This is a genomic window from Nocardia sp. NPDC004123, assembly GCF_053603795.1.
The window spans coordinates 170,412-186,356 of the sequence record NZ_JBSGGG010000013.1 but is presented as its reverse complement, the minus strand read 5'-3'; the positions used below and the strand labels follow the sequence as shown (position 1 = coordinate 186,356).

Genomic DNA, 15,945 nt, shown 5'->3' with positions numbered 1-15,945 from the left:
ATTCTGAGCGAATGGCCCTACTGTGTTCACCTGTTGATAGCTCGCTCGTAACCCGGGTCGCCCAGGCTGCGGGTTCCCCTTCCCCGAACCGATGAGGTACCCCCATGGAAATTCTCGCCGCACTCGCCAACATCGTCGCCGCCATGAGCACCGGAAGCGCGTCGCTGGCCGCGCTGTAATCCGGCGCTCACGCGAACAGCCCGCCGACCGATCGGCGGGCTGTTCGCATATCCGGGCTCAGGCCTCGTCGAAGCCGGTGGTCAGGCCCAGGTGGGCGGTGGCGTCCAGCTCGGCGGCGACGGTGGCCAGCTTGTCGCGGATGGCGCCGACCGCGTCCGGGCCCAGGGCCAGGCGCAGCGGGGCGTCCGCCTGGCCGACCACCGCGAGGACGGCGGCCGCGGCCTTGCCGGGATCGCCCTGCTGCTGCTGGTCGGAGGCGGGCAGGCCGTCGCGGATGGCGCCCACGGTGCCGGCGTAGTCCGGGATGGCGGAACCGATGGTGAGGGCGGCGGGCTTGGCGAAACCGGTTCGGAATTCCCCGGGTTCGACGATCAGCACCTGGATGCCGAGCGGATTCACCTCGGCGGCAAGGGCTTCACCGGCCAGCTCCAGCGCGCCCTTGGCGGCGCTGTAGGCGCCCACGCCCGCGAAGGACAGGAACCCGCCCATGCTGGTCAGCTGGACGACGGCGCCCGCGTGGCGCTCGCGCATCTGAGGGAGGACCAGCTGGGTCAGCCGCAGCGGGCCGAAGAACATGACCTCCATGGCGTCCCGCAGATCGGCCTCGGTGGTCTCCTCGATCGCGCCGACGATGCCGTAGCCCGCATTGTTGACCAGGACGTCGATCCGCCCGGCCTCCTTCACCACCCGCTCGGCGGCCCTGGGCGGCACCTCGGAGGTCTTCACCGCCATGCGAAACCTGCTGGCGGGCTGATGCTTCCGCTGCCCGGCGTTCAGTGTCCGCCCGAGGCGATCTTCTTCGGATCGATGAACGACTGCAGCGGCGACAGATGGGTATAGGTGTCGAGCAACCCGCGTCCCAGCGTGGCATGCGCCTCCACCACCGGATTCGTGGCCCCGTAGTTGTCCGCGTCCGGCGCCTGATCGGCGAAGAACGAGAACACCACCAGCGGCGCCCCCGCCGCATCGAACATGATCCCGGTATCGTGCCGCTTGTCCTCGGACGCACCGTGTTTGGTGGCGAACCGCGCCCGCTCGTCCGAGGACATGTTCCGCCGGATCCCGTCGGTGTATCCCACCGAGGTCCACGTCATGATTCGCAGCACCGCCTGGGTCGACTCCTTCGACAGCAGCGTCCCCGACGCCAGCCGGAACAGCAGGTCGTTGTTCTCCCGCGCCGTCGTATTCCCCAGGTAGAACCGGCTCTCCCCGGGTAACGGCACCACCCGGGTCTCCTTGAAACCCAGCCGATCCAACGTCGCGTTGACCTGTTCCCCCGACACGAACCGCGACAGCAGCCGCACCGCGGTGTTGTCCGAAACCTGCAACATCGTGGTCAGCAGATTCGCCACCGTGAGCTGATCCCCGAACGCCGCCTGGTTCAAATACAGCCCGCTGCCCTCGGCCACCATGTCGGCATCGAGAGTCGTGGTGTCGGACAGCTTGATCCGCCCCGCATCCACCTCACTCATCAGCGCCGTCATCACCGCCAGCTTCTGCACACTGGCCCCCTCGATGACGAAGTCCGCGTCCTCCTCCACCACCGGAACCGGCTTCCCCGATCCCAAATCGCTGACCAGGCAATGCCACCGCCCGCCGGCCACCTTCGTGATCGCCCGATACTGCGCATCGAATGCCGGCCCCACCAGCGGCACCCCCGCCCGCGCCGTCCCCGCCCGCATCATCCCCCCAGCGACAATAGCGCCGGCCCCCAATAGCATCCGCCTACTGAATCCACGCACCGGCGAAACCTATCCGCGTAAATCACATTTCAGCAACTGCAACGCCGATACTCCCAGCTTGAATCAGAGTATGGCTGCGATAGCCCCGGCCGGCCTGCCATTGTCCGCCCGCCGACCGCGACGTCGGCCGTGAACGTGACGGCCGCGCAAACCCGCACGGGCAGCGCCGACTCCGTTCCGGTTATCGGCAGCCTGTGGAAGGCGTTCGTAAACTGACCCGGATCACGGCGTCCGGAACGAGAAAACCGGTGCGGGCCACGAATGCGGCCCGCACCGGTTTTCTCGGGGGACTTGCTACTTCAGCTTGTCGCTCGACAGCCCCAGCACGCGGCGGGCGACGATGAGCTGCTGGATCTGCTGGGTGCCTTCGAAGATGTCGAGGATCTTCGAGTCGCGGGCCCACTTCTCCAGGAGGGTGCGCTGGGAGTAACCCGTGGTGCCGGCGAGTTCGACGGCCTTGAGGGTGACGTCGGTGCCCATGCGGCCGGCCTTGGCCTTGGACATGGAAGCCTCGAGGGAGTTGGGCTTCTTGTTGTCGGCCATCCACGCGGCGCGCAGCGACAGCAGGTAGGCGGCTTCCCAGTCGGCCTCCAGGCGGAGGAATTCCGCGGCGGCGGCGTGCTGGTTGCTGGCCGGCTTGTCGTAGGAGATCTCGATGCCCGCGTCGGTGAGGACGGTGCGGAGCTCCTCGAGGGCGGCGCGACCGACGCCGACGGCCATGCCGGCGACCAGCGGGCGGGTGTTGTCGAACGTCTGCATGACGCCCGCGAAACCCTTCTCCACATTGACTTCCGGCGAGCCCAGGATGTTGTCCTTGGGGATGCGGCAGTCCTCGAGGCGGAGCTCGGCGGTGTCGGAGGCCTTGATGCCCAGCTTGTGCTCGAGGCGGGACACGGTGAGGCCCTTGGCATCCCGCGGCACCACGAACGACTTGATGGCCGCGCGGCCCAGCGATTTGTCGACGGTCGCCCACACCACGATGTGGGTGGCGCGTGAACCGGCGGTCACGAAGATCTTGGTGCCGTTGAGCACCCACTCGTCGCCGTCGAGCACCGCGGTGGTGGACACGGCCGCGGAGTCGGAACCGAAGGACGGCTCGGTGATGGCCATGGCGGCCCATACCTTGCCGAAACGCGACAGCTGCTCATCGGTGGCGACCGCCGCGATGGCGGCGTTGCCGAGACCCTGGTAGGGGATCGACAGCATGAGGCCGACATCGCCCCACGAGGTCTCCAGCGCGTTCATCAGCGCGGACATATTGCCGCCGTTGGTGTTTCCGAGCAACTCGGTGGCGTGCGCGTCCTTGGACCCAGCGCCCTCGGTCTTCTCGCCGGCCTTGCGGCCACCGGTGGCGCCGGAGACGTCGGCCGAGCCGGAGTCGGACAGGCCCTCGACCATGGCGGCCATGGTGTCCAGCTCGACCGGGTATTCGTGCTCGGCCAGGTCGTACTTGCGCGACGCGGGACGGAAGATCTCCTGCGCGACCTGGTGGGCCTGGTTGGCGCTGGCCCGCAGCTTCTTGGGGAGTTCGAGATTGATCATGAGGTGTCTCTCCGTTGAGAAGTCGGGTCAGATGAGGACGATGCCTTCGGCCACGCCGACGCCGCGCAGATCGCGGTACCAGCGCTCGACCGGGTGCTCCTTGGTGAAACCGTGGCCGCCGAGCAGCTGCACGCCGTCGAGCCCGATCTGCATGCCCTTGTCGGTGGCCAGCTTCTTGGCCAGCGCGGCCTCACGGGCGAAGGACAGCCCCTGCTCAGCGCGCGACGCACCCCGCAGCGTCACGAGCCGAAGACCGTCCAGCTCGATCGCCATATTGGCGACCATGAACGCGACCGCCTGGCGGTGCGCGATCGGCTCACCGAACGCCTCACGCTCCTTCACGTACGGAATCACGTAGTCCAGCACGGCCTGACCGGTGCCGATGGCCAGCGAGGCCCAGCCCAGTCGGGCCAGCCGCACGGCGTCGGCGTACTCCTCGGCGCGCTGTGCGCCCTCCGAGTCGCCCAGCAGGGCGGTGGCGGGCACGGCCACATTGTTCAGCACCAGCCGGCCCAGGCCCGCGGCGCGCATACCCATGCTCGGGTCCGCGTCGATCACCACACCGTCGGTATCGGACTCCACGATGAAGAAGGTGGGGCGGCCGTCCAGCTCGGCGGCGACGATGAACAGCTCGGCGTCACCCGCGGCCGGGACCAGGGTCTTCGCGCCGTTGAGGCGGAAACCGCTGGGAGAGCGGGTGGCCTTGGTCCGCAGCGCGAACGGATCGAACAGGGCCTGCGGCTCGGCGACGACGACCGAGGCCTGCGGCACGTTCTCACCCGTGAAGGCGCCCAGGTAGGTCTGCTGCTGCGCGTCGGTACCCCACTGCGACAGCGCGATCGCGACACCGCTCGGCGCCAGGATCGGCAGCGCCAGGCCCATGTCGCCGTACGAAAGCGCCTCGGCCACCAGCGAATTGGTGACCGCGCCCCGCTCGGACGCCGCGCCCTCGAGCTCCTCGGGCACGTTGATCAGGGTGATGCCCAGCTCGGCGGCGCGCTCGAGCAGGTCGCGCGGGGCCTTGGCGGAATTGTCGGCCTCGTGCGCGGCCGGGCGCAGGATCTCGCCGGCGAAGTCGCGCACCGTCTCGACGATCATCTGCTGCTCGTCGGTCGGGGTGAGGTCGAAGTAGTCCTTCTTGCGAGACTCGTTGGCGGGCAGCCGCTTCGGAGCGCCACCGCCGGCGACCTTCTCGAACACCCGGGTCGCCGCGCCCAGGGTGCGGAACCCGGTCTTGGTGCCCTCGTAGGTGATTCGTTCGATCGGCTTGCGCAGCTTGTACTTCTCCGCCAGCTCCGATCCCGTGATGGTCGTCATGACCCGCATCGCCGCGCCCATCCAGTCGCGTTTGACCGGGTTGAGGCCAACGGCGGAGGTATCCCGCTTCGTTGCGGTGTCTCGAGTGCTCATAATCACCAGTTTTCTATCGAGGAGGTGGGTGATCCTGCCCAGCAATCTTACTCCTGAGTAAGACTATCTTACTTCAGAGTAAGAACTGGCGTCGAGGATTGTCGAATCGGCAGGTCAGGGCGGTCGTTCGAACTTACCGACCGGTATCACTCGGATCTAGTGAAACAAATATGCTTCAGACGTGCCCGAGGTGGGCTAGGGTGTCGGCGCATAACCCGCTCCTGATGGAGGTTCGTACATATGAAGATTGCGCTCGGAACGGCGGGCATCATTGCCGCCGGTCTCTTCCTCGCCGCCCCCAACGCCAGCGCCGACGTGCAGCTGCAGCCGGTCGATGTGGGCATCAGCGGTTCCGGTGTCGGCCTGGGTACCGGATCCGGCGGCACGGGTGGCTGCATCAGCGGTGTCGGCACCGAGATCGGACTCGGTTCGGTCGGTGTGGGCTCCGCTGCCCCCGGCGGCCCGTTCCTCGACCTCGGCTCGGTCTGCGTACCGCTCGGCTGAGAGACAACGGCGTAGCGACGCTGGATAGCTGAGCGTAGCAACGCGCCCGGTGGCGGGACCGCAGCCCGCGCCGGGTACCCCCGGCACCGGTGGCCCGGCTGCCCCGGAGATGCGACGATGCGGGGGATGCGCGAACGGCCGGTCAACGTCTCGGGTGGCGAAACGTACTGGATAGCCGGAATTTTCGCGGTGCTGCTCACCGCGCTCTCCGGACGGTACGGGTACCACCGCGATGAGCTCTACTTTCTGGCCGCGGGACGGCGATTGGACTGGGGCTATCCCGATCAGCCGCCGCTGGTGCCACTGCTGGCCCGTGCGATGTCGGCCATCGATCCGAATTCCTTACTGCTGCTGCGTCTTCCGGCGACGCTGGCGGCCACTATCGTGGTGATCTGCACCGGACTCGCCGCCCGCGAACTCGGCGGCGGCCGGGCGGCGCAGGCGGTCGCCGCCGGGACCATGGCGTCGGCGGCCGTGGTGGCCGGGGCCGGGCACACGCTCAGTACGGCGGACATCGATCTCGCGGTGTGGTCGGTACTGATGCTGCTGGTCCTGCATCTCCTGCGGCCGGATGCCGACCCGCGATGGTGGCTCGCGATCGGCGCGCTGGCCGGAATCGGGGTGCAGAACAAGGCCCTGATCGTCGTTCCCCTTGCCGCGCTGGCCTTCTCACTGCTTGTGGTCGGACCGCGAGAAGTGTTTGCCACCAGGTATTTCCCGCTCGCCCTCGGTATCGCGGCGGTGATCAGCGCGCCCTACGTGGTGTGGCAGGCGCGCAACGGCTGGCCGCAGTGGGCGCTGAGCCGGGCCATCGCGGGCGGCTCCTCGGGCAGCTCGAATTCGCGAATCGGTTTCGTGCTCCTGCAATTCGGTCTGATCGGCGTCCTGCTGGTGCCCCTGTGGGCGTTCGGCCTGTGGTGGCTGTGGCGGCGCTACCGGGCCTTCGCCGTCGCCTACGCGATGTTGTTCGTCGGCTACCTCGTCATGGTCGGCAAGGCGTACTACCTCGGCGGGATGTATCCGCTGCTGGTGGCCGCGGGCGTGGTCGGACTGGAGCCGCGGCTGAGCGGGCATCGGATACGGCTTGCCGCACTGACTTTCGTCATCGCCTTGAACGCGGTGTTCTCGGCGGTGGTCTTCCTGCCCGTGCTCCCGATGTCCGCCCTCCGGGACCCGTCGGCTCTGCTCGCGATCAACAAGGAGGCGGGGGAGACCGTCGGCTGGCCGCAATTCACCGCGCAGATCGCCGATGTCCGAGCGCATTCCGCGCCCGACGCCGACCTCCTCACCGCCAACTACGGTGAGGCCGCCGCCCTCGAACACTTCGGCGGACGCTACCACCTGCCGACCCCGCACAGCGTGCACAACGCGTACTGGTGGTGGGGCCCGCCGCCGGGCGCGCACGAGGTGCTCGTCCTCGGCATGCCCGCCGACCGGGTGAGCCGCTTCTGCGTGGACCCGGAACCATTGGGGCACTTGAACAATGGCCTGAACATCCGCAATCTCGAGCAGGAGCGCGCGATCATCCTGTGCCGCACACCCCGCTGCCCCTGGTCCGAGATGTGGCCCGCCATGCGGCAACTCGGCTGAGGCCGGACCTCCGGCCCGGATCAGGCCTGCAGGGCCGCCAGCACCTGGTCCTGCAGATGCGAATTGGTCGCCACCGCGCTCCCGCCGTGCGGTCCCGGCTTGCCGTCCAGCGCCGTGAAGGTGCCGCCCGCCTCGCGAATGAGAATGTCCAGCGCCGCCATATCCCACAGCGACAGTTCGGGTTCGGTGACGATGTCGACCGCGCCCTCGGCCAGCAGCGTGTACCCGAAGAAGTCGCCGTACCCGCGCACCCGCCACACCTCGTCGGTGAGCGCGATGAGCTTGGCCCGGCGCCCGATGGCCCGCCAGCCCGACAGACTGGAGATCGCGAGGCTGGCCGCACCCAGCTCGGCGATCGCCGACACCGAGATGGCCCGAGGCTCACCCTGCTCGAAGCTGCTCCACGCGCCGTGACCGGTCGCCGCCCACCAGCGTCGCGCCAGCGCCGGCGCGCTGACCACGCCCACCACCGGTACGCCGTCCTCGAGCAGCGAGATGAGCGAGGCCCACACCGGCACCCCCCGCACGAAGTTCTTGGTCCCGTCGATCGGGTCGATGACCCACTGCCGGCCGCTGAATTCGACATCCCCGCCGAACTCCTCACCGAGCACCAGATCCCCCGGCCGCTCGACGGCCAGGATCTCCCGCAGCGTCCGCTCGACCGCCAGATCCGCATCCGACACCGGCGTCAGATCCGGCTTGGAATCGATCTTCAAATCGAGCGCCCCGAACCGCTCACGGGTGATCCCATCGGCCGCGTCGGCCAGCTTCAGCGCGAGTTCCAGGTCAGCGGAGTATCCGGTCACGCCCCAGCACGTTAGTCCTCCCCCGTTAACAGGTGGTGTCCCACGTCCCTAACACCGAGTGGCACACCGGTGAGGTGAATTGCCCGTTTTCGTGCTCGCCGGCGTGCCACCCGCCCATCACGCGTGGACGGCGGTGCGGGCGGCGGCGAGGGCGGTTGCCCACCAGTGGAGTTGCTCGAGGAGGTGGGTGGCGGAGTCGTCGAACTCGGTGGGGTTGGGCAGGGTGCCGTCGGGGGCGAAGTGCAGGAAGTAGCGGGGGAAAGTGACGGTGGAGCGGACGGTGTGGGCGTTGAGTTCGTTGAATACCGTGCGCAGGGACTCGATGGCCAGCAGGCCGCCGGTGCTGCCGCCGTAGCCGACGAATCCGACCGTTTTGCGATCCCACTGCGTGAAGTGCCAATCGATCGCGGTCTTCAGCGAGGCCGGGAAGCTGCGGTTGATATCGGGCGTGACCACCACGAAGGCGTCGGCGTCGGCCAGTCGCTCGGCCAGCTCGGCGGTATTGCCGGGGCGCACCGGGTTCGGGTCCATGAGCGGCGAGACGGCGGGCAGGGCGTGCGGCAGCGGGTAGTCGGCCAGGTCGATGACATCCACCTCGAACCCGCCGTGGGCGCGGGCTCGCTCGGCGAACCAGTTCGCCACCACCGGTCCGAAGCGGCCCTCGCGGACGCTGCCGATGATCACCGCGAGGCGCAGGGGAGTGCTGGTCATTGTGGGTCTCCTTCGAGATTCGCCGCAGCCGGTCGGCCGCTCGAGATCAACTCTGCGAGCCCGGCCGGGCGCTAGGGAGGCCACGCTGAGGGTGGTAGTGGCAGGGACACGATAAGAACCGCGCCCGTTGCTAGCGTCGAATACGTGAGTGAGAACGAGCTGGGCCTGTTCCTGCGGCTACGCCGGGAGGCGGTCACGCCCGCCGAAGTGGGCCTGCCGACGGGTCCGCGTCGTCGCACGCCCGGCCTGCGCCGCGCCGAATTGGCCACGCTCGCAGGAGTTTCCGTCGAGTACCTGACCCGGCTGGAGCAGGGCCGCGACCGGCACCCGTCCGCGCCCGTGCTGATCGCGCTGGCCGACGCGCTGCGATTGACCCCGGCGCAACGGGTGCACCTGCTCAATTTCGCCAAGGCCGGGGATCCGAACTTCAACTGCCGCGGCGGTTCCGGGCCCAACCGCCGCATCCGCCCGGCCGTGCAGGCCATGCTGGATCAGCTCGAACCCGCGCCCGCGGCCATCATGAACCGGCTCAGCGAGATCCTCGCGGTGACCGACGGCTACCGTGCCCTGTTCGGCCCGATCGGCCTGCTCGACGGCGGTCTGCCCGGCAGCTACGCCCGCTACGTCCTGTCGGACCCGCGCGCCCGCGACGCCTACCCGGACTGGGAACACAAGGCCGACAAGGTGGTCGCCACCCTCAAGCAGGGCCCCGGCCGCGCCGATCCCCACGTCGATGCCCTCATGGATGAACTGGCCGCCACCGTCGGCCCGGAATTCACCCGCCGCCTCGACACCCTCCCCGGCCTTCCCGACACCAATGGCGTCGGCCGCCTCACCCACCCCGAGGCGGGTCCCCTGCGCCTGGCCTACGAAACCCTGAACCTCTCCGCCGACGACGACCAATTCCTCATGGTCTACCTCCCGGCCGACGCCGCCACCGCCACGGCCCTGGACCGCCTCGTCGGCCGCCGCCCGGGCGGACTGCGCGCTGTCGCCGGGTGATTTGTCGGAATAGCACCTGGTGGCGGGGTCTTGTCCCGTGCGAGAGGTGACAGCTGATTGCGCAACGGTCGGGGTAACTCACCGGGTACGTCCAAAATCGGGTTGGCTCCCAACCCGCCGGCACGGGTGCCTAAGTGACTATGGCACTTGGCCGTCCGCTGAAGGCTCGGGGAGGCGGGGTAGCCTTGAACATCGTGCATCCTGACGTCTCCGCTGATCTGGCCGAACTCGACACGACTCTGAAGACCATCGAGTCGGTGCTCGACATCGACGAGCTGGCTCGCCGCATCGACGAGCTGGAGCAGCAGGCGGCCGACCCGGAGCTGTGGAACAACCAGGAACACGCGCAGAGCGTGACCAGTCAGCTCTCCCACGCGCAGAGTGAAATGCGCCGGGTGCGCGACCTCCGCCAGCGGCTCGAGGATCTGCCCGTGCTCTACGAGCTCGCCGAGGCGGAAGAAGGTGCGGATCGCACGGCCGCGCTCGCCGACGCCGATTCGGAGCGGGCCAGCCTGCACGCCGATGTCGAGGCCATGGAGGTCCGGACCCTGCTCTCGGGCGAGTACGACAAGCGTGAGGCGCTGGTCAACATTCGCTCCGGCGCGGGCGGCGTGGACGCCGCGGACTGGGCGCAGATGCTCATGCGCATGTACGTGCGCTGGGCCGAGGGCCACAAGTACGCGGTCGAGATCTACGACACCTCGTATGCGGAGGAGGCGGGCATCAAGTCGGCGACCTTCGCGGTCAAGACGCCCTATGCCTACGGCACGCTCTCGGTGGAAATGGGCACGCACCGCTTGGTCCGCATCAGCCCGTTCGACAACCAGGGCCGCCGCCAGACCTCCTTCGCCGAGGTCGAGGTGCTGCCGGTGGTCGAGACCACCGACCACATCGAGATTCCCGAGAACGAGGTCCGGGTCGACGTCTACCGTTCGTCCGGCCCCGGCGGCCAGTCGGTCAACACCACCGACTCCGCGGTCCGCCTCACCCACATCCCGACCGGCATCGTCGTCACCTGTCAGAACGAGAAATCGCAGCTGCAGAACAAGATTTCGGCCATGCGTGTGCTGCAGGCCAAGCTGCTGGAACGCAAGCGCCAGGAAGAACGCGCCCAGATGGACGCGCTCAAGACCAACGAGGGCGCGTCCTGGGGCAACCAGATGCGCTCCTACGTGCTGCACCCGTACCAGATGGTCAAGGATCTCCGCACTGGTTACGAGGTCAACAACCCCTCCGCCGTGCTCGACGGCGACATCGATGCTTTCATCGAATCCGGCATCCGCTGGCGCATGCGGGAGCAGGCGACAAACTAGCCATTGTTGGCGGCTCACTTCGGTGTTCGCGACCCGCCCCGGTCTGGACTGCGGCTTGATAGACCTCCGCCTTGTCGCGGAAGCGGAGGAGCGGAGGAGGGAAGACCGGGGTTACGAGGGCCGCGAACCACCGGAGCGAAGCGGAGGCAAAATGGGCACGATTCTCGCCGCGGGCACCGGAGCCGATTTCGGGAACTGGCTACGGTCCAGCGGTCTCGAGATCGTGCTGCTGGTCGTCGGCGCCATGTTGTTCAGTCGCGCCGCGACCTTCGTGCGCGACCGCATCACTCGCAAGATCGACGCCGGCTTCCGCAGCAGCGATTCGCTGGTGCGCTCCGAGGCGGCCAAGCACCGGCATGCGCTGGCGCAGGTCATCACCTGGGTGGTGCTGTCCATCGTCTACTTCCTGGTGTCGCTGGAAGTATTGCGGCGCTTGGGTTTCGAGCTCGGCGGACTGGTCGCCCCGGCCGCGGTGCTCGGCGCCGCCCTGGGTTTCGGGGCGCAGCGGATCGTGCAGGACCTGCTCGCCGGATTCTTCCTGATCACCGAAAGGCAGTACGGCTTCGGCGATGTCGTGCGCATCGCGGTCACTGGCAATTCGACCGAGGCCGAGGGTACGGTCGAGGACGTCACGCTGCGCATCACGACGCTGCGTAGCGCCGACGGCGAAGTGATAACCGTCCCGAACGGTCAGATCGTGAAAGTGACCAACCTGTCGAAGGATTGGGCGCGCGCCGCCATCGACGTGCCCGTTCCCGCCACCGCCGACATCAACAAGGTCAACGAGATCCTGCGCGAGGTGGGGGCCAAGGCCTTCGCCGATCGCAAGCTCAGAGCACTGCTGCTGGACGAGCCGACCGTCATGGGTGTCGAAGATCTCACCGTCAACCAGATGAACATCAAGATGGTCGCCCGGACGCTGCCGGGCAAACAGTTCGAAGTCGGGCGCGAGCTGCGGGTGCGAGTGGCCGCCGCGTTGCGCCGGGAGGGTCTCAGTGTCGGTGCTGATCAATAGAATGCGTAAGTCCACGGCGATCCTGATGGCCGTGTGGGTAGGAACATTCGTTCTGTATGTCTTCGTCAAGCCCGCCCAACACGAGACCGGCAGCACCCCGCCGATCGTGAACACCATGCTCAGCAACTATCTGCCGAACTCTTCCGAGCACGCGGGCCGCTGAGCCCGAGTCCGCGCGGTGTAGTCGGCCGCAGTGGCGTGCTGGCTACACTGGCTCCCCGTGATAACCCTGCGCAACGTCACCAAGTCGTATCAGACCTCGACGCGGCCGGCGCTGGACAATATCTCCGTCGATATCGAAAAAGGCGAGTTCGTCTTCGTTATCGGGCCCTCGGGCTCCGGAAAGTCCACGTTCATGCGGCTGCTGCTCAAGGACGAGAAGCCGACCACCGGTGAGGTGTGGGTCGCCGACTTCCGGGTCGACAGGCTGCCCGGGCGCAAGGTTCCCAAACTGCGCCAGCGCATCGGCTGCGTCTTCCAGGATTTCCGGCTACTGCAGCAGAAGACCGTGGAACAGAACGTGGCCTTCGCGCTGGAAGTGATTGGCAAATCACGAGCATTCATCAATCGCTCGGTGCCCGAGGCGCTCGACATGGTCGGTCTCGCCGGCAAGGCCGACCGGCTGCCGGGTGAGCTCTCCGGCGGTGAACAGCAACGGGTGGCGCTCGCACGCGCCTTCGTGAACCGGCCGCTGGTATTGCTGGCCGACGAACCGACCGGCAACCTCGACCCGGAGACCAGCCAGGACATCATGACGCTGCTCGAACGCATCAACCGGACCGGAACCACGGTCGTCATGGCCACCCACGACAACACCATCGTCGACGCCATGCGCCGGCGCGTGGTCGAACTCGACCGCGGGCGCATCGTGCGCGACGACGAGATGGGCGTGTACGGGGTGGGCCGGTAATGCGCGCGGGATTCCTGTTCAGCGAGGTCTTCACCGGCCTGCGCCGCAATGTCACCATGACCATCGCCATGATCCTCACCACCGCGGTGTCGCTGACCATGCTGGGCGGCGGTCTGCTGGCGGTCCGCATGGCGGACAAGATCCAGGACTACTACGTCCAGCGCGTCGAGATCCGGTTGTATCTCGACGATCAGGTCTCCAAGACCGATCCGGACTGCACCGGGCAGCCGTGCGCCTCGCTGATGGCGGATCTGAAGAAGCACGACTATGTGGCGAACGTGCAGTTCGTCAACAGCCAGGACGCGGTGAAGGAGGTCAAGGAGACCACCTTCAAGGATCAGCCCGGGCTCGCCGACGAGGTGAGCAAGGACGGGCTGCCCTCCTCGTTCCGGGTGAAGCTCGACGATGTCACCCAATACCGGTCCATCTATGACGACTTCTCCAAGCGGCCCGGCGTCATGACCGTGCTCAATGACATGGACATCGTGGATCGCCTGGTCAGCTTCTTCGTCGGATTGCGCAATGCGGCCTTCGGTTTGGCGGCGCTGCAGGCGCTGGCCGCGCTGCTGCTGATCGCCAATATGGTTCAGGTGGCGGCGCTGGCCCGCAAGACCGAGGTCGGCATCATGCGGCTGGTCGGCGCCACGCGGTGGTACACGCAGCTGCCGTTCCTGCTGGAGGCGGTGCTGGCCGCGCTGGTGGGGTCGGTGCTGGCGGTGGGCGGTCTGTTCGTCGCGCAACCGCTGGTGATCAACCGGGCGCTGGGGTCGCTGTTCAACGACCAGGTGCTGCCGCGGATCACGGGCGACGACATCGCGGCCGTCGCGATGATCGTCACCCCGATCGGTGTCGGATTCGCCGCTCTCACGGCATATGCCGCGCTCCGGTACTACGTCCGCGAGTGAGTGCCACGCTCTTCCTGAGGCTTGTCAACTCGCAGAGGGTGCGAAGTTCGGGCCATTGGCCCCAACGGCATTCCGGTGTCGGGCGGTGTCCGTAGGATTGCGGGCGTGAGTGCGCCGGAGGTCGAGACCGTAGTCGGAAACCTGGATGACGCCGGAAGTGATCCGGCGCACCAGGTGCTGCGAAAGACGTTCGGGTACGACAGTTTTCGCGGACCGCAGCGGGACATCGTCGACCAGGTGATCGCCGGCGGCGACGCCCTGGTGCTCATGCCCACCGGTGGTGGCAAATCGCTGTGCTATCAGATTCCGGCGCTGGTGCGCCCGGGCGTGGGCGTGGTGATCTCACCACTCATCGCGCTCATGCAGGACCAGGTGGACGCGCTCAATGCCGTCGGCGTGCGCGCCGGATTCCTGAACTCCACCCAGTTCCCCGACGAACGGCGCACGGTCGAGGCGCAATTCGTGGCGGGTGAGCTGGATGTGCTCTACCTCGCACCGGAGCGGCTGCGGCTGGAGTCCACCGCGCAGTTGCTGGATCGGGGCAAGATCTCGGTCTTCGCCATCGACGAGGCGCACTGTGTCTCGCAGTGGGGCCACGACTTCCGGCCCGACTATCTGGGCCTGTCGATGGTGCACGAGCGCTGGCCGGACGTGCCGCGCATCGCGCTCACCGCCACCGCGACCGAGGCCACCCGCAAGGAGATCGCCGAGCGGCTGGACCTCACCCGCGCCAAGCACTTCGTGGCCAGTTTCGACCGGCCCAATATCCAGTACCGGATCGAGGCCAAGAATCGGCCCGAACACCAGCTGCTCGCGTTCATCCAGACCGAGCACGCCGGCGATGCGGGCATCGTCTACTGCCTCTCGCGCAATTCCGTCGAGAAGACCGCGGCCTTCCTGACCGCCAATGGCGTGGAAGCCGTGCCGTACCACGCGGGGCTGGACAATCGCACCCGCGCGGCCAACCAGGCGCGGTTCCTGCGCGAGGACGGGCTCGTGGTGGTCGCCACCATCGCCTTCGGCATGGGCATCGACAAGCCGGACGTGCGCTTCGTCGCACACCTGGATCTGCCCAAGTCGGTCGAGGGCTACTACCAGGAGACCGGCCGTGCCGGGCGTGACGGGCAGCCGTCCACCGCGTGGATGGTGTACGGCCTCAGTGACGTTGTGCAGCAACGGAAGATGATCGACTCCTCCGACGGCGACGCCATGCACCGGCGCCAGCTGCAACTGCACCTGGATGCCATGCTCGCGCTCTGCGAAACCGTGCAGTGCCGCCGCGTCCAGCTGCTGGCCTACTTCGGTCAGCAGGGTGAGCGCTGCGGCAACTGCGACACCTGCCTCAACGCGCCGGAGGCGTGGGACGGCACCGTGCCCGCCCAGAAGGTGCTCTCCACCGTGCTGCGGCTCAAACGCGAACGCGGTCAGAGCTTCGGCGCGGGCCACATCGTGGACATCCTGATCGGCAAGCGCAATCCCAAGGTGGAGCAGCACGCCCACCACGAGCTGAAGGTGTTCGGCATCGGCACCGAGCTGCGCGACATCGAGTGGCGCGGCGTCGTGCGTCAGCTGCTGGCCCAGGGTCTGCTCGCTGTGCACGGCGACTACGGTGTGCTCACCCTCACCGACGCCAGCAACCAGGTGCTGTTCGAGAAGCGCCAGGTCATGTTCCGGCGTGAGCCCGAACGCGCCAAGGCCGCCCGAACCGCCAAGCCCGCCAAGGCATCCCGCCTGGCCGTCGGCGACCTGAGCCAGTCCGACACCGACCTGTTCGAAAAGCTCCGCGCCTGGCGTGCGGCCACCGCCAAGGAGCAGGGCGTCCCCGCCTACGTGGTCTTCCACGACGCCACCCTCCGCGAGATCGCCACCCGCAAACCCGCCACCCTGTCCGACCTCGCGGGTATTTCCGGCATCGGGGAGAACAAGCGCGCCAAATACGGTGAGGGCGTGCTGGAAGTGATCGCCGCCGGCGGTTCGGGCACCGAAACATCAAGCTCCGCACCGGCTTCCGGTTCCGCCGTCGCCACGCCGAGCGGCCGGTCGGCGGCCTCGTCCCAGGGATCTCGGTCCGCGGCCTCGAATGCGAGCCCACAATCGGCGGCCCCTGAGCGGCGCTCCTCGCGGTTCGGCACCACATCGGCCGCTGCACCGAAACCGAGCCAGGCCACCGTCACCCCCGCCGACGAGATCCCCTGGCCCGACGAAGCGCCACCGGACTTCGACGAGCTCCCGCCCGACTACCAGTGATCGGTGTCCGGAAATGACCTCGCGCAGGTCCATTAGCAGGCGATTTGGTTGCTGGGCGGCGGCACGAT

Annotated in this window: 14 protein-coding genes and 1 pseudogene; 9 read left to right on the top strand and 6 right to left on the bottom strand. The window is 67.7% G+C overall.

Annotated elements, in window-relative coordinates:
• Positions 1 to 237: 237 nt before the first annotated feature.
• The 4 genes and pseudogenes from ACWEQQ_RS20580 to ACWEQQ_RS20565 all read right to left on the bottom strand — a co-directional run.
• A pseudogene (locus ACWEQQ_RS20580) lies at positions 238 to 990 on the bottom strand (SDR family NAD(P)-dependent oxidoreductase); the annotation flags it as partial.
• Positions 954 to 1,862: a serine hydrolase gene (locus tag ACWEQQ_RS20575; protein ID WP_452349350.1), complete on the bottom strand. Its 909-nt coding sequence runs from the start codon at positions 1,860 to 1,862 to the stop codon at positions 954 to 956. The pseudogene ACWEQQ_RS20580 and the gene ACWEQQ_RS20575, both read right to left, overlap by 37 nt.
• A 354-nt stretch (positions 1,863 to 2,216) precedes the next feature.
• Positions 2,217 to 3,464 (bottom strand): acyl-CoA dehydrogenase family protein, encoded by a 1,248-nt coding sequence (locus ACWEQQ_RS20570; RefSeq protein WP_452339078.1) that lies wholly within the window; start codon positions 3,462 to 3,464, stop codon positions 2,217 to 2,219.
• Positions 3,465 to 3,491: 27 nt separating this feature from the next.
• A complete protein-coding gene (locus ACWEQQ_RS20565) occupies positions 3,492 to 4,880 on the bottom strand; it encodes an acyl-CoA dehydrogenase family protein (RefSeq protein WP_452349295.1) in 1,389 nt (462 codons plus the stop codon).
• A 234-nt stretch (positions 4,881 to 5,114) separates the two neighbouring features.
• Between ACWEQQ_RS20565 and ACWEQQ_RS20560 the strand changes: the two genes are divergently transcribed.
• Positions 5,115 to 5,378 (top strand): hypothetical protein, encoded by a 264-nt coding sequence (locus ACWEQQ_RS20560; protein ID WP_452339080.1) that lies wholly within the window; start codon positions 5,115 to 5,117, stop codon positions 5,376 to 5,378.
• Between the two features lie 126 nt (positions 5,379 to 5,504).
• Positions 5,505 to 6,968, top strand: a complete 1,464-nt coding sequence (locus ACWEQQ_RS20555) for an ArnT family glycosyltransferase (RefSeq protein ID WP_452349294.1) — start codon at positions 5,505 to 5,507, stop codon at positions 6,966 to 6,968.
• Between the two features lie 20 nt (positions 6,969 to 6,988).
• Here ACWEQQ_RS20555 and hisN read toward each other — a convergent pair whose 3' ends face one another.
• Together hisN and ACWEQQ_RS20545 are read right to left on the bottom strand one after the other, a co-directional pair.
• Positions 6,989 to 7,774, bottom strand: a complete 786-nt coding sequence (hisN, locus tag ACWEQQ_RS20550; protein ID WP_354840545.1) for a histidinol-phosphatase — start codon at positions 7,772 to 7,774, stop codon at positions 6,989 to 6,991.
• Positions 7,775 to 7,891: 117 nt separating this feature from the next.
• Positions 7,892 to 8,485: an NADPH-dependent FMN reductase gene (locus tag ACWEQQ_RS20545; protein WP_452349293.1), complete on the bottom strand. Its 594-nt coding sequence runs from the start codon at positions 8,483 to 8,485 to the stop codon at positions 7,892 to 7,894.
• Between the two features lie 144 nt (positions 8,486 to 8,629).
• Here ACWEQQ_RS20545 and ACWEQQ_RS20540 point away from each other — a divergent pair, with 144 nt between their 5' ends.
• The 7 genes from ACWEQQ_RS20540 to recQ all read left to right on the top strand — a co-directional run bounded on the left by ACWEQQ_RS20540 (position 8,630) and on the right by recQ (position 15,877).
• A complete protein-coding gene (locus ACWEQQ_RS20540) occupies positions 8,630 to 9,487 on the top strand; it encodes a helix-turn-helix transcriptional regulator (protein WP_452339083.1) in 858 nt (285 codons plus the stop codon).
• 194 nt (positions 9,488 to 9,681) lie between these two features.
• Positions 9,682 to 10,800, top strand: coding sequence for a peptide chain release factor 2 (gene prfB / locus ACWEQQ_RS20535; RefSeq protein ID WP_433562604.1), 1,119 nt, complete (start codon positions 9,682 to 9,684; stop codon positions 10,798 to 10,800).
• Between the two features lie 151 nt (positions 10,801 to 10,951).
• On the top strand, positions 10,952 to 11,815 hold the full coding sequence (locus tag ACWEQQ_RS20530) for a mechanosensitive ion channel family protein (RefSeq protein WP_452339084.1): 864 nt from the start codon (positions 10,952 to 10,954) through the stop codon (positions 11,813 to 11,815).
• A gap of 1 nt (position 11,816) precedes the next feature.
• A complete protein-coding gene (locus ACWEQQ_RS20525) occupies positions 11,817 to 11,978 on the top strand; it encodes a hypothetical protein (RefSeq protein WP_452349292.1) in 162 nt (53 codons plus the stop codon).
• 57 nt (positions 11,979 to 12,035) lie between these two features.
• On the top strand, positions 12,036 to 12,725 hold the full coding sequence (gene ftsE / locus ACWEQQ_RS20520; protein WP_354840562.1) for a cell division ATP-binding protein FtsE: 690 nt from the start codon (positions 12,036 to 12,038) through the stop codon (positions 12,723 to 12,725).
• Positions 12,725 to 13,630, top strand: a complete 906-nt coding sequence (gene ftsX, locus ACWEQQ_RS20515) for a permease-like cell division protein FtsX (RefSeq protein ID WP_452339086.1) — start codon at positions 12,725 to 12,727, stop codon at positions 13,628 to 13,630. The genes ftsE and ftsX overlap by 1 nt, the downstream gene beginning before the upstream one ends.
• A 105-nt stretch (positions 13,631 to 13,735) precedes the next feature.
• Positions 13,736 to 15,877 (top strand): DNA helicase RecQ, encoded by a 2,142-nt coding sequence (gene recQ, locus ACWEQQ_RS20510; RefSeq protein ID WP_452349291.1) that lies wholly within the window; start codon positions 13,736 to 13,738, stop codon positions 15,875 to 15,877.
• Positions 15,878 to 15,945: the final 68 nt, after the last annotated feature.

What these genes read in the sequence shown, in the direction of transcription:
- ACWEQQ_RS20575 (WP_452349350.1), bottom strand. Translation starts at nt 1,862, where the DNA reads ATGCGGGCGGGGACGGCGCGGGCGGGGGTGCCGCTGGTGGGGCCGGCA.
- ACWEQQ_RS20570 (WP_452339078.1), bottom strand. Translation starts at nt 3,464, where the DNA reads ATGATCAATCTCGAACTCCCCAAGAAGCTGCGGGCCAGCGCCAACCAG.
- ACWEQQ_RS20560 (WP_452339080.1), top strand. Translation starts at nt 5,115, where the DNA reads ATGAAGATTGCGCTCGGAACGGCGGGCATCATTGCCGCCGGTCTCTTC.
- ACWEQQ_RS20555 (WP_452349294.1), top strand. Translation starts at nt 5,505, where the DNA reads ATGCGCGAACGGCCGGTCAACGTCTCGGGTGGCGAAACGTACTGGATA.
- ACWEQQ_RS20545 (WP_452349293.1), bottom strand. Translation starts at nt 8,485, where the DNA reads ATGACCAGCACTCCCCTGCGCCTCGCGGTGATCATCGGCAGCGTCCGC.
- ACWEQQ_RS20530 (WP_452339084.1), top strand. Translation starts at nt 10,952, where the DNA reads ATGGGCACGATTCTCGCCGCGGGCACCGGAGCCGATTTCGGGAACTGG.
- ACWEQQ_RS20525 (WP_452349292.1), top strand. Translation starts at nt 11,817, where the DNA reads ATGCGTAAGTCCACGGCGATCCTGATGGCCGTGTGGGTAGGAACATTC.
- ftsX (WP_452339086.1), top strand. Translation starts at nt 12,725, where the DNA reads ATGCGCGCGGGATTCCTGTTCAGCGAGGTCTTCACCGGCCTGCGCCGC.